Below are 12,813 nucleotides of genomic sequence, written 5' to 3'. Positions count from 1 at the left end.
GCTTTGGAGGTAGTCATGATAAAGAAGACGGTTCTTACGGTTATGCTGGCCGCTGCGGTGGTAGGCGGCGCATTGGCGCCCGTCAGCAACGCACAGGCACAGTATTACGACGGCCGCGGTCGCGGCGACTGGCGTGGCCACGACGACTGGCGTCGCCATCATCACCATGGCAATGGCGGCGCGATCGCCGGCGGTGTTGCTGCGGGTCTCCTCGGCGGACTGATCGTCGGCGGCGCCCTTGCCAATAGAGGTCCGGTGTACGAAGCACCCCCGCCGCGGCCGAGGTGCTGGTACGAGGACCGTCAGGTCGACAACGCCTATGACGACGGTTGGCACTACGAACGTGTTCGCGTCTGCGACTAAGCAATCAACCGAGTTCTGCCCTTTGGCAGATGCTTGGCCTGACGGACGACTTTGAGATTGCCGGCGGCCGAAACCGCCGGCAAACTTTTTTGGAGCCTTTCGGACGATCGAGCTACAGGCCGTGCGTCCGCGGATAGGCATTGCGCTCCGGAAATACCCTGCTGGCAAGGCTTACGGGCTCGGGCCGCCAAATCTCCACCCGCAACGGATAGCAGGGCACCGTATCGCTCGAATGTTCACTGCCGCAATCACCGCCCGGGCAGGCCGAAAGAGCGCCAAGAAGGTCGATCTCGGCGAAGAACTCGATGAAATCGCCCGGCCGCACCGGACTTGCCTTCATGAAATATTGATAGGTGTCGCGCGTGAAACCGGTACACATGAAGACGTTCAGCACGTCATGGACGTGAAACTCGGCTTCCCGGACGGAAATCTTCAGTTCCTTGGCGAGGGCGCGCGACAGGTTGGAATGGCAGCAATGGTGATAGTTGTCACCGTTCAGCAGCCGGTTCGTGTAGGGATCGCAACGCGTGCCGATGACATCGTGGATGCCGGCTCCATCCGCATCAAAACCATACCAGCCGAGCGTATCGTGGGTAATCGTCGCCATCGGCCGCAGATAAGGCAGATTACTCCATAACCTGTCCCCGACGCCGACATGCGTGCCGTGCAGCGCACGGGTCTTGCCGCTGAAGAACCGTTCCGAAAGATCATCGGCATTCCACAGATTGAGGTCGCCAACCTGCGAGCCATCCACGCCGACGATGCGAAAGAAATGTCCTTTGGGCACGCGAAAGCAGCCGCCATCGCGCGGCGGCACGGTGATGTCTTCTATCTTGGCCACGTCCCGCCGCGCAGCACGCAGCACATCCATATCGGCCGGCGGCAGCGTCCCGTTCGGATAGACGACGACGGGCGGCTTACGGCGCCGCTCCTCGGCATCTGCAGGAGCAGGCATATCAAAAAGATTATCCATAGCGACGTTTCATTCCTTACCGATTTTAGAACCGAGCCATTCGTTTGCGCAGCAATGTAAGGATATAAGCTTCTCGCGCAACGTCGATTGCACTTGTGCTTTGGCTAAGTCTTACTTAGCCTTGAGGGATGCAACCTATTCCGCTTGCCTCCCTTCGCGCCTTCGAGGCCGCCATCCGTCATGAGAGCTTCGCCAAAGCAGCGAGCGAACTCAATCTCACGGCTGCGGCAATAAGCCAGCATGTGCGCACGGTGGAGGAGTGGCTTGGCATCAGGCTCTTTACCCGCCATGCCCGCGGCGTGACTGCGACGATAGCGGGCCGCGAATTCGGGACGGCGGTCGCAAGTGGTCTTGGACATATCGAGATCGCCGCTCGGCGGTTGACGCTGGATGGCAATGAGCGGCCCGTCAGCGTCGCATGCATTGCGTCCGTCGCCACCCGATGGTTGATACCGCGATTGCCGGCATTCAGGAATGAGCATCCCGAGATTCATATCAATATCGTCTACGCGCTCGACGCGAGGACGCCGGAAGCAGCGAGCGTCGATCTGCTGATACGCCATGGACCGAGACCTGGCGCAAACGCCATCTCAATTCTGAGCGCGGAGACGAGGCCGACCTGCTCGGCAGAATACGAGCGTCGTCATGGCCCTGTCAGGAAGCCAGCCGATCTTCTCGATCTGGATCTCTTGCACGACGAAACGACGGCAGCCTGGACACGCTGGTTCGCCCTCGACGATATCTACCACCCCCTAAAGCCCGGCCCGATCTTTGCCGATTTCAGCCTGATGATCGCTTCTGTCATCGGCGGGCAAGGTGTAGGTCTTTGCCCGACCGCGCTCATTGCCGAGGAACTGGCCAGTGGCACACTGGTCACCCTATCCGATACGCCGTTGGATACGGAAAAATCCTATTGGCTGCTTGAGGCCAGCCGCCTTTCCGATGAGGCTGAAACGTTCCGCGACTGGCTGATTGCCGCCAATGGCCAAGCCGCTTCGGCCACGGATCTGTGAATAACCTTGTTAGACGAATTTGCAGGGTCAGGCCTTTCCCGTACCTGCAGGAAGGCCATCGCGTTCGCGGCGATGGCTACACCCAATTCTCCACCCGGAGACCGGGCATACGGATAAACTCCTTCATGTTGTTCGTCACCACAATCAGTCCCTCGCTGCGAGCATGGGCACCGATCTGCATGTCGTGCGGACCACAACACGGAGTTCCGGCGCGTTCCAACTCGGCCCGAACCTGTCCGTAATGCGCAGCCGCCTTGTCGCCGAACTGCAGAACCTCCAACCGCGCCACGAAATGCTCGATGGCAGTCAAGTTTTCCATGCGCCGGGCTGATTTTTCCGCGCCGTAGTGCAACTCACCAAGCGTTATGCTCGATATGCAAAGCTGTTCCGCCAGCGCGTTAAACTTCTCTCGAATGGTGGGCGGATAGGTCTTCATCACATAGATGCAAATATTGGTATCGAGCATATAGGTCAGCATCAGAAGGACTCGCGTTCCTCCACCGCCGGCTGTTCGCGCTTGCCGAGGAAGTCGTCACCAGCACGGGGGCCATGCAGGAAGAGATCATCCCATCGCTTGCCCTGGGGCACGATCACACGACTGCGGCCGATCTTCAGGATGTCGACCTGATGCACGTCCTCGGGGAACGCGACAGCCTTGGGGAGACGCACCGCCTGGCTTCGGTTGCTGATGAATACAGTCGAACTCGTCATGTCCGCCTCCTGATTCTTGGGATATGCAATTGGGATATACTTAGCTCCGCGAGCTCAAAAATTCAAGATGTCGCCTCGCCATACGACATCGATTATCGCGCCAATCCTCGCAACCATTCCATAGTCGACAAGCGTGGTGAGGCTCAAAAGCTTTCAGGGGTAATGGTCAGAAAACGGACCGGTTCGGGATCGATATCGGTATCGATCAGACCCAGCCGCTTCAGCGTCAGGTCGATGGCACGGCGGGCCTGAACTTCCGGAGCCTGATCGAGAACGATCGTCATCAAGCCTTGCCTGAGGTAGCCCCGCGTCGCATCGGATAATTCATGGCCGACCCAGAAGACGGGGCGCTGACGATGCCGGCGCAGAACCGTGGCGATGGCGGCATTGTCGCCGCCGGCGCTATAGAGGCCGGCAATATCGGGATATCTCGCAAAGGCGTTCGTCAACAATTCCATCGTCTTCATCTCGTCGTCCTCGTCGAACATGACCTCGGCGAAACGATGGGCCGGATTGGCATCCGCGGATAAGTAGTTGGAAAATCCGCGGATGCGCGCCTTGTGGTTCTCGTAAGCGCCGCTGTGGCACAATGCGACGAAGGTGCCAGCGATGCCGGCCTGCATGCGCGCCGTGTAGAAAGCGGCCGTGCGACCGGCGGCCTCGTTATCGATCCCGACATAGGCGAGTTCCGGCGCCGGCCGCGTCATGATCTGAACGACAGGAATGCCGGCGGCGGCGGCCTTGCGAACGCTGCCGACCACATCGGGATGATCAGGCGCGACAACGATCAAGGCTGAACGACGTGTCTGAGGGTTTGCGATATGACGCGAGAAATCGGCAGGATCGTCCTCGCGCGCAAACGTCCGCTGAATAAGAATGTCCTTGTCGAGCAGGGCGGCGATGCGCTCGAAGGCGCGATTGAGCCTCGAGTAGAAATAGGTCTCAGGCCGGAGCAGCACGACCTCGATGCGCACCAGGCCGTGCCTGGCGCCGGCAAGCGGCGCGCGATAGCCAAGCCGTTTGGCCGCGATGAAGATCTTCTCCGCGGTCTCCGGCAACACGTTGCCACGCCCGTTCAGCGCGCGCTCGACCGTCGCGGCTCCGACGCCCGCGGCAGCCGCCACGTCCTTCAATGTAACCTTGGCCACGCTTCCCCTCGCCCTCCAAGCCGATGATCAGAATTGATCATAGATTCGCAGCCGGCGAAAGAGGGTCGACCATCAGCCGAAGCGGGCCACGAGAAAATCGATGACACTGCGCAGCATTGCCGTCGGACGCCGATCCGGCGCATAGACCAAATGCATCGGTGTCGGCTTGTACGACCATTGCGGCAGCACCGGCTCAAGCCGGCCGGCGTCGAGATCGGCCGCGAGCAGCAGTTCCGGCTGCAGCACGATACCGGCTCCATGCAGGGCGGCAACACGCAGAGCCCCGCCCTGGTTCGTGGTGAACCGGCCCCTTATGGCGATTTCGCGGACTTCTCCTTCCGGGCCGACGAGATGCCAGCGGCCCTGCAGGCGCCAGTAGGAATGGCCGAGGCATAGATGATTGGCGAGATCCTCAGGGGTTTCAGGCCGGCCACAGCGGGCGAGATAATCCGGCGATGCCGCCAAAATGCGCCGATAGGGTTTCAACGGACGAGCCACGAGATTGGTGTCCGTCAGCTCGCCGATATGGAAGCCGAGTTCGTAGCCCTCGCCGATCAGATCATGCGGATTGTTGTCGAGCGCCAGATCGACGCTGACATCGAGATTCTCATGCAGATAGTCGACAAGCGCCGGCACGAGGCTCTGCGTCCCGAAGCTGACAGGCGCGACGAGCCGCAGGCGTCCGCGCGGAGCCGATTGCAGTTCGGATGCCGAGGACTCGGCCAGCTCGACCTCCGCCAGCACCGTCTTGCAGCGTTCGTAATAGAGCCTGCCGACCTCCGTTAGCTGGTGGCGGCGCGTGGTCCGGTGAAGCAGGCGCGCGCCGAGCCGCTGCTCGATCGTCCTGACATGTTTGGCGACCATGGTTGATGACACCTGACTGATGTCGGCCGCGGCGGCGAAGCTGCCATGCTCGACCACTCTGACGAACATCGCCATACCGGCCAACTTGTCCACGATTGCATACCTATAGGTTCGGAGTGAAGCAAATGTGAGCGTATTTATCGCCTACGGGTTTTGCAAGATAGTCCGCGGTGCCTACGTCAGGCCATAATCTATCAAGGAGTCACCATGCCCATCCTTCGCTTGGAAATGCATCCCGGACGCACGCAGGACCAGAAGCGCGCCTTCGTTCGTGAGGCGACCAGGGTCGCCGTCGAAACGCTCGTTTGCCCGCCGGAATCGGTGGAGATCGTCATTACCGAGATCTCGAAGGATTCTTGGGCAACGGCGGGCAAACTGAAATCCGATAATTGATCCGATTTCATGATGATGGCCTGGCGATCGTAACCGACGTCAGGCCTCGTTCGGCATCAGGTTCCGGCGTCCCCAGGCCTCGGCCCAATCCATCAGGCGCACCATCTCCTGCTTGAGAGCGTGGGAACGGATGATATCGGCTGCGTGGTTCGGATTGGTGCGCGGGTTGTAGAATACGCCGATCTCTTCGCCATTCTCCCGCCTTGCCGCCTCCAGGCGGGATTTCACGTCCTCGACTTCGGCCTTCACCGCAAAATACCGCTTCATGACCTCGACAAGGTCGCGGTCTCCGGCATTGGTCTCCATGCGCACTCCATCTCAACTATTTCAGCTTGCTTATTTTAGCGTCTCGCAATGATCCGATTCGGATGGCAAAATCTAGGCCATTGTTTAGCCGGCAAGATGAGTTGGCCGATGGGAGGCTCATTAAGCGCGTGAGAGCGTGCACGGTGGGCGAAGCGGTTTCACGACCAGTTTTCCTTGACCGACTGCATCACCACATTGGTCGATGTACTGGCCACGAAAGGCAGGCTGGAAATTTTTTCGCCAAGAACGATGCGGTAGCGGCGAATGTCCGAGGTCCGCACCTTGAGGAGATAATCGAAGCGGCCGGCGATCATGTGGCACTCCTCGATTTCCTTGATCTTCTTGACGGCGTTGTTGAAGCTGAGCAAAGCTTCCTCGCGGGTATCCGTCAGCTTCACTTCGGCAAAGGCGACGTGGTCGAGGCCGAGCTTGATCGGATTGAGTATGGCCTTGAAGCCATCGATATAGCCGGAATCGATCAGTTTCTTCAGGCGCGCCTGACATGGGGTCTTGGAAAGACCGACCCGCTCGGAAAGCTCGGTGATCGACATGCGGCCGTCCTCGACCAGCGCGTCGAGGATTTTTTGGTCGAATTGGTCAATTTCACTGGGTTTTGTCATTTTAGCAGGCATTCCTATTTGAAATCAGCGCTATTGAAGTTCAATATGACTGGAAAGCCGCAGTTTCAAGGCGGAACGCTTTTCTGGAATGAAGTATGTTCTGATCGAAGCAACGGGAGGGCTGCGTGGGGCGATATCGCCGACGCCCACAAGGCCATCGGGACCCTTGCACCTTGAGGTTATCATGACTGTCTCTGCCAAGCTCGCCACTGAAGAACCAGCTCCAGACGCTGCCCCATTTTCGAATTTCGCGCCGCCCATTCGTGAACAAAGCCCGCTCCGTCTGGCGATCACCGCCGCCTACCGGCGGCCCGAAACCGAATGCCTGCCCACGCTGATCGAGGCGGCCACCCTGCCGGAATCCTCCCGCGAGGCGGCAAGGAAGACGGCCAAAAAGCTGATCGAAGCATTGCGCGCCAAGCATAAGGGCGATGGCGTCGAGGGACTGGTGCAGGAATATTCCCTTTCGAGCCAGGAAGGCGTTGCGCTGATGTGCCTTGCCGAGGCACTGCTGCGCATTCCCGACACCGCGACGCGCGATGCGCTGATCCGCGACAAGATCGCCGGCGGCGACTGGAAGGCGCATCTGGGCGGCGGCCGCTCGATGTTCGTCAACGCCGCCACCTGGGGACTGGTCGTCACCGGCAAGCTGACATCGACCGTCAGCGAAGGTGGGCTTTCCGCCGCGCTGACAAAGCTGATTGCCCGCGCTGGCGAGCCGGTCATCCGCCGTGGCGTCGACATGGCCATGCGCATGATGGGCGAGCAGTTCGTCACGGGCGAGACGATCGACGAGGCATTGCGGCGCGCCCGCTCGCTTGAGGCGAAAGGCTTCCGCTATTCCTACGACATGCTCGGCGAGGCCGCGACGACGCATGCCGATGCCGAGCGCTACTATCGCGACTATGAAAATGCGATCCATGCCATCGGCAAGGCATCGGCCGGCCGCGGCATCTATGAAGGTCCCGGCATCTCCATCAAGCTTTCCGCGCTGCACCCGCGCTATTCGCGTTCGCAGGCCGACAGGGTGATGGGCGAACTTCTGCCGAAGGTGAAGGCGCTGGCGCTGCTCTCCAAGCGTTATGATATCGGCCTGAACATCGACGCCGAAGAGGCCGACAGGCTGGAGCTCTCGCTCGATCTCCTGGAAGAACTGTGCCTCGATCCGGAGCTTTCCGGCTGGGATGGCATCGGCTTCGTGGTGCAGGCCTACGGCAAGCGTTGCCCCTTCGTCCTCGATTTCATCATCGATCTTGCCCGCCGCTCCGGGCATCGCCTCATGGTTCGCCTGGTCAAGGGCGCTTATTGGGACGCGGAGATCAAGCGCGCGCAGCTGGATGGCCTCGAAGGCTTCCCCGTCTATACCCGCAAGGTCTACACCGACGTCTCCTATATCGCCTGCGCCAGGAAGCTGCTGGCGGCGACCGATGTGGTCTTTCCGCAATTCGCTACCCACAACGCCCAGAGCCTGGCCACGATCTACCACATGGCCGGAAGCGATTTTTCCGTCGGCAAATACGAGTTCCAGTGCCTGCATGGCATGGGCGAACCGCTCTATGAAGAGGTCGTCGGCGCCCACAAGCTTGGCCGACCCTGCCGCATCTACGCACCCGTCGGCACGCATGAGACGCTGCTCGCCTATCTCGTCCGGCGCCTGCTGGAGAACGGTGCCAACTCCTCCTTCGTCCACAAGATCGCCGACCCCACCGTCCCTGTTTCCGAATTGATTGCCGATCCGGTCGAGCGCGTGCGCGCAATGGCTGTCGTCGGCAAGCAGCACGAGAAGATCGTGCGTCCTGCCGACCTGTTCGGCGGCGCGCGTCAGAATTCCAGCGGCGTCGATCTGTCGAACGAGATGGCGATCTCCGATCTATCCGCGCAGCTGCAGGCCTCCGCAGCCAGGGACTGGATCGCCAAGCCACTCCTTGCCGACGGCTCCGAGCGCGGCGTGGCCCGCGCGGTTCTCAACCCTGCCGACCATGCCGACGTCGTCGGCCACGTCACCGAACTCGAAACACAGGATGCTGCCGACGTCATGCGGCTGGCGGCGACCGCTGCCGAGTGTTGGGCCGCCGTGAGGCCCAACGAGCGTGCCGCCATATTGGAGCGTGCCGCCGACCTCATGCAAAGCGAGATGCCCGCCCTCGTCGGCCTCACCATCCGCGAAGCCGGCAAATCGGCTGCAAATGCCGTCGGCGAAATCAGGGAAGCGATCGACTTCCTTCGCTATTACGCCACACAGGCCCGCAAGGTCTTGAAGCCGGAAAGCGTGCCACTCGGCCCGGTGGTCTGCATCAGCCCATGGAATTTCCCACTGGCGATCTTCACAGGCCAGGTTGCGGCCGCACTCGTTGCCGGCAATCCTGTCGTCGCGAAACCCGCCGGCAATACACCGCTAATTGCCGCACAGGGTATCCGCATCCTGTATGAAGCCGGCATCCCGCGCGACGTGCTGCAATTTGCACCCGGCAGCGGCAGAATGGGTGCCGCGCTCGTCGGCTCGCCCGAAACCGCCGGCGTCATGTTCACCGGCTCGACGGAAGTCGCGCGCCTGATCCAGGCGCAGCTTGCCGAACGGCTTTCCAAATTCGGCAAGCCGATCCCGTTGATCGCCGAAACCGGTGGTCAGAACGGCATGATCGTCGACTCCTCGGCCCTTGCCGAACAGGTGGTCGGCGACGTGATTGCATCGGCCTTCGACAGCGCCGGACAGCGCTGCTCGGCATTGCGGGTCCTTTGCCTGCAGGAGGAAGTGGCGGATCGTACCCTGACCATGCTGCGCGGCGCGCTTCGCGAGCTCTCGGTCGGCAAGACCGATCGTCTTGCGGTCGATATCGGCCCGGTCATCGACGATAACGCCAAGCGCGGCATCGACGAACATATTGAGCGCATGCGCCAGCTTGGCTGCAACGTCGAACAGCTCGATCTTCCCGAGAGCGCCGGCAAGGGCACCTTCGTTGCCCCGACCATCATCGAGCTGAAGAAGCTGAGCGATCTCAAGCGGGAAGTGTTTGGCCCGGTTCTTCATATCATCCGCTATCAGCGCAAGGGACTGGACAAGCTCATCGCTGATATCAACGCCTCCGGCTACGGCCTGACTTTCGGCCTGCATACCCGGCTCGACGATATGATCGCCCATGTGACCGGGCGTGTGCGGGCCGGCAACCTCTACGTCAACCGCAACATCATCGGCGCTGTCGTCGGCGTCCAGCCTTTCGGCGGACGTGGCCTTTCCGGCACCGGTCCGAAGGCGGGCGGCCCGATGTATCTACGTCGTCTGGTCGCCTCCTCGACCGAACCGTTGCGCGATGCCTCGGTGCAAAGCGATCCGGCCGCACAGCAGTTCATCGCCTGGCTCGAAAGCAAGGGGGCGGCGGACGCGGCAAAGCAGGCGCGCGCCGTCGCCGACCAGTCGTCGCTGGGCTTCAACATCGAGCTTCAAGGCCCGGTCGGCGAACTGAACCTTTACGCGCTGCATCCGCGCGGCAGGATCCTGCTCGCTCCGCAGACGGCCCTCGGCCTCAATGTCCAGATCGCCGCAGGGCTTGCGACAGGCAATTCGATCGTCATCGATGACGCATCGGGCTTGCAGGACGAGCTTCGCAACCTGCCGGCACAGGTCGCCAATCGCATCTCCTGGACGAAGGACTGGGCGGCGGACGGACCATTGGCCGGTGCCCTCATCGAGGGCGATGCCGCGCGGGTCCAACAGGCGATCAAGACGATCTCGGCAATTCCCGGCCCGCTGGTTCTCACCCAGGCGGCTTCGAGCGAAGAGATCGCCAAAAATGCCGATGCCTATTGCCTGAACTGGCTGCTCGAAGAGGTGACGACATCGATCAATACGGCCGCAGCCGGCGGCAACGCCAGCCTGATGACGATCGGATAACGTCTTTCGCAATTTGCAATTTACGCGGCGGCCGGACCGGAAAAGGTTCGGCCGCCGCTCTTTTTCCAGTCGGAAGACCCGAACCGTCCTCGCCCTTCGAGGCCATTTCGGCTTCGCTATAGAAATTCCTGAGAAAAGCTTTTCTCATATTGACTCTTCGATTGAGAAAAGCTTTTCTCAAGAAAATTCAAATGGGAGAAGACATCTGGAAAATCAGCGTGCGAAAAGCGGACGCGCAACGATTCACGATGTTGCGGCAGCTGCGGGCGTGAGCATCTCAACGGCATCCAAGGCCTTGAACAACACCGGCCGCATGGGCGAGAAAACCAGGGAAAGGGTCAAGCGCGCCGCTACCGAAATCGGCTTCCGTCCGAATGCGCTCGCCAGGGGGTTGCTCAGCAATCGCACCTTCACGATCGGTCTTCTGACCAATGATACATATGGTCGCTTCACGCTGCCGGTCATGGCCGGCATCACGGAGGCACTCGTCGATCATGGCGTCTCGGTCTTCCTTTGCACCATCGAGGACGATCCGGCACTTGGAAAGGTTCATGTGGACGCGATGCTGGACAAGCATGTGGATGGCATCATCGCCTCTGGAAAGCGGATCGACCGCCGCCTGCCGGTGGACCTGTCCAACCTGCCGGTCCCGGTCATCTATGCATTCACCGAGGGAGCGCCGGGAAGCGTCACCTTCTGCGCCGACGATTATCAGGGGGCGGCGCTTGCTGTCGAATGGCTGCAAGGGCTTGGCCGACAGCGCATCGCCCATGTGACCGGCCCTGAAAGCTTCGTTTCGGTACGCGAGCGCGCCAGGGCCTATCATGATCTCGCCGGAGGGGGCGAATTGCCTGTCATGTACGGCACGTGGTCGGAGGCCTGGGGTCACGAGGCGGTGGCGCAACTATGGGCTTCGTCAGGGGAAAAGCCGGATGCGATCTTCTGCGGCAACGATCAGATCGCCCGTGCGGTGGTCGATGCGCTTCGCGAGCGTGGCGTGCGGGTGCCGGACGATGTCTCGGTGGTCGGCTTCGACAATTGGGAGATCGTCGCCGCGCAGACCCGGCCGCCGCTGACGACGGTCGATATGAATCTTAAAGCGCTTGGCCGCGAGGCGGGGTTGACGGTCCTGGCCCTTGCAGAAGGACGCGACGTCGAACCTGGCATCAGAACTTTGCCGTGCGAGCTTATCGTGCGGCAATCGTGCGGGGGAAACCCCGATCGTTGACAGAGGAAAAGGGGCTGACGGGAGTAGCCCTGTGGGAGGAGAAGATGATGAAGCGCTTTCTGGCCGCAACCGGCCTCATATCCTTAATGCTTGCATCCGGTGCATCTGCCGAAAACATCTCCATGTGGGTTCGAAGCGGCATCGGCGATTCCTTCAAGAAGGTCGTCGAGGCCTATAATGCGGGCCATGACGACAAGGTCACGCTGACGGAAGTGCCATTTTCCGAACTGGTACAGAAATATGCGACCGCGATCGCCGGCGGGCAGGCGCCGGACGCCTTGTCGATGGACCTGATCTATACGCCGGCCTTTGCCGCCGCCGGGCAGCTGGAAGATCTAACGGACTGGGCGAAGAGCCTGCCCTATTTCAATTCCCTGTCGCCCTCGCATGTGAAGCTCGGCACCTATGACGGCCACATCTATGGCCTGCCTCTGTCGGTCGAAACCTCTGTCTTTGCCTGGAACAAGGATCTCTACCAGAAGGCGGGTCTCGACCCTGAAAAGGCCCCGGCCACCTGGGAAGAGATCGAGCAGAATGCCGAAAAGATCCGGGCGCTCGGCGGCGACACCTATGGCTTCTATTTCTCCGGCGGCGGCTGTGGCGGCTGCATGATCTTCACCTTCACACCACTCGTCTGGGGTGCCGGCGCCGATATTCTCTCCGCGGACGGCAAGACGGCGACACTCGACACACCGCAAATGCGCAAGGCCGTGGGCTTCTACCGCGACATGGTCAAAAAGGATCTGGTGCCGGCGGGAGCCGCGAGCGACACCGGCGCCAATTTCCTCAGCATCAGCAACGGCAAGATCGGCCAGCAGAGCATCGGCGCCTTCTCAATCGGCACGCTGATCACCCAATACCCCAATATCCACTTCGGCGTGACGCTGATCCCCGGCGCCGATGGCAAACCGTCATCCTTTGCCGGCGGCGACAATTTCGTCATCTCCAAGGGCACGAAGAAGCTCGATGCCGTGAAGAAGTTCCTCGAATATACCTATTCACTCGAGGGACAGAAGATCATGGCGAAATACGGCAGCCTGCCGACGCGCGGCGATATCGCCGATCAGGTGCTTCAGGGTCTGGATCCACGCATGCAGGTCGGGCTGAAGGCGATCGCCGTCGCCAAGACGCCCTATACGCTGCAGTTCAACGACCTGATCAACAGCGCCAATGGCCCCTGGGCGGGCTTCACCAATGCAGCCATCTTCGGAAGCGATGTCGATGGCGCATTCTCCAATGCCCAATCGGAAATGCAGTCGATCATCGACAACGCCCAACAATAATCAATCCATGAAAGCCGGGGAG

General features: G+C 60.8%; 13 protein-coding genes. 6 read left to right on the top strand and 7 right to left on the bottom strand.

Annotated features, from left to right (window positions below; all coding sequences use genetic code 11):
- Positions 1-15 precede the first annotated feature (15 nt).
- The gene (locus tag HGP16_RS22880; RefSeq protein WP_168842283.1) at positions 16-363 is read left to right on the top strand and encodes a hypothetical protein; all 348 of its coding nucleotides are present in this window, start codon (positions 16-18) and stop codon (positions 361-363) included.
- A gap of 112 nt (positions 364-475) precedes the next feature.
- Here the strand turns inward: HGP16_RS22880 and HGP16_RS22875 are convergent, their stop codons facing one another.
- Positions 476-1,336 carry a DUF1989 domain-containing protein gene (locus tag HGP16_RS22875; protein ID WP_168842282.1) on the bottom strand — a complete coding sequence of 287 codons (861 nt, stop codon included), beginning with the start codon at positions 1,334-1,336 and terminating at the stop codon, positions 476-478.
- A gap of 128 nt (positions 1,337-1,464) precedes the next feature.
- On the opposite strand from HGP16_RS22875, the gene HGP16_RS22870 reads away from it, so the two are divergent.
- Positions 1,465-2,349 carry a LysR substrate-binding domain-containing protein gene (locus HGP16_RS22870; protein ID WP_168842281.1) on the top strand — a complete coding sequence of 295 codons (885 nt, stop codon included), beginning with the start codon at positions 1,465-1,467 and terminating at the stop codon, positions 2,347-2,349.
- 76 nt (positions 2,350-2,425) lie between these two features.
- On the opposite strand, the gene HGP16_RS22865 is transcribed toward HGP16_RS22870, so the two are convergent.
- From HGP16_RS22865 to HGP16_RS22850, 4 genes are all read right to left on the bottom strand, one after another.
- On the bottom strand, positions 2,426-2,827 hold the full coding sequence (locus HGP16_RS22865) for a type II toxin-antitoxin system tRNA(fMet)-specific endonuclease VapC (protein WP_168842280.1): 402 nt from the start codon (positions 2,825-2,827) through the stop codon (positions 2,426-2,428).
- A complete protein-coding gene (gene vapB / locus HGP16_RS22860) occupies positions 2,827-3,060 on the bottom strand; it encodes a type II toxin-antitoxin system VapB family antitoxin (RefSeq protein ID WP_168842279.1) in 234 nt (77 codons plus the stop codon). The genes HGP16_RS22865 and vapB overlap by 1 nt, the downstream gene beginning before the upstream one ends.
- A gap of 143 nt (positions 3,061-3,203) precedes the next feature.
- Positions 3,204-4,208, bottom strand: a complete 1,005-nt coding sequence (locus tag HGP16_RS22855; RefSeq protein WP_168842278.1) for a LacI family DNA-binding transcriptional regulator — start codon at positions 4,206-4,208, stop codon at positions 3,204-3,206.
- 72 nt (positions 4,209-4,280) lie between these two features.
- Complete coding sequence (locus HGP16_RS22850) at positions 4,281-5,165, bottom strand: LysR family transcriptional regulator (RefSeq protein ID WP_168842277.1); 885 nt, start codon at positions 5,163-5,165, stop codon at positions 4,281-4,283.
- Positions 5,166-5,279: 114 nt separating this feature from the next.
- On the opposite strand from HGP16_RS22850, the gene HGP16_RS22845 reads away from it, so the two are divergent.
- Positions 5,280-5,465, top strand: a complete 186-nt coding sequence (locus HGP16_RS22845) for a 4-oxalocrotonate tautomerase (protein WP_120667565.1) — start codon at positions 5,280-5,282, stop codon at positions 5,463-5,465.
- Positions 5,466-5,504: 39 nt separating this feature from the next.
- Here the strand turns inward: HGP16_RS22845 and HGP16_RS22840 are convergent, their stop codons facing one another.
- Positions 5,505-5,771 (bottom strand): hypothetical protein, encoded by a 267-nt coding sequence (locus HGP16_RS22840; RefSeq protein WP_168842276.1) that lies wholly within the window; start codon positions 5,769-5,771, stop codon positions 5,505-5,507.
- A gap of 158 nt (positions 5,772-5,929) precedes the next feature.
- Positions 5,930-6,391, bottom strand: coding sequence for an Lrp/AsnC family transcriptional regulator (locus tag HGP16_RS22835; protein ID WP_168842275.1), 462 nt, complete (start codon positions 6,389-6,391; stop codon positions 5,930-5,932).
- Between the two features lie 184 nt (positions 6,392-6,575).
- Here HGP16_RS22835 and putA point away from each other — a divergent pair, with 184 nt between their 5' ends.
- The 3 genes from putA to HGP16_RS22820 all read left to right on the top strand — a co-directional run bounded on the left by putA (position 6,576) and on the right by HGP16_RS22820 (position 12,791).
- Positions 6,576-10,280, top strand: coding sequence for a trifunctional transcriptional regulator/proline dehydrogenase/L-glutamate gamma-semialdehyde dehydrogenase (gene putA, locus HGP16_RS22830; protein WP_168842274.1), 3,705 nt, complete (start codon positions 6,576-6,578; stop codon positions 10,278-10,280).
- A 268-nt stretch (positions 10,281-10,548) separates the two neighbouring features.
- Complete coding sequence (locus HGP16_RS22825; protein ID WP_312862891.1) at positions 10,549-11,508, top strand: LacI family DNA-binding transcriptional regulator; 960 nt, start codon at positions 10,549-10,551, stop codon at positions 11,506-11,508.
- A gap of 44 nt (positions 11,509-11,552) precedes the next feature.
- On the top strand, positions 11,553-12,791 hold the full coding sequence (locus HGP16_RS22820; RefSeq protein ID WP_168842361.1) for an ABC transporter substrate-binding protein: 1,239 nt from the start codon (positions 11,553-11,555) through the stop codon (positions 12,789-12,791).
- Positions 12,792-12,813 lie beyond the last annotated feature (22 nt).

The sequence above is a fragment of the Rhizobium sp. P40RR-XXII genome (assembly GCF_012641405.1).
Lineage (GTDB): Bacteria > Pseudomonadota > Alphaproteobacteria > Rhizobiales > Rhizobiaceae > Rhizobium.
Note: the sequence above shows the minus strand (reverse complement) of the source record. Positions and strands in the feature narration are given on the sequence as shown.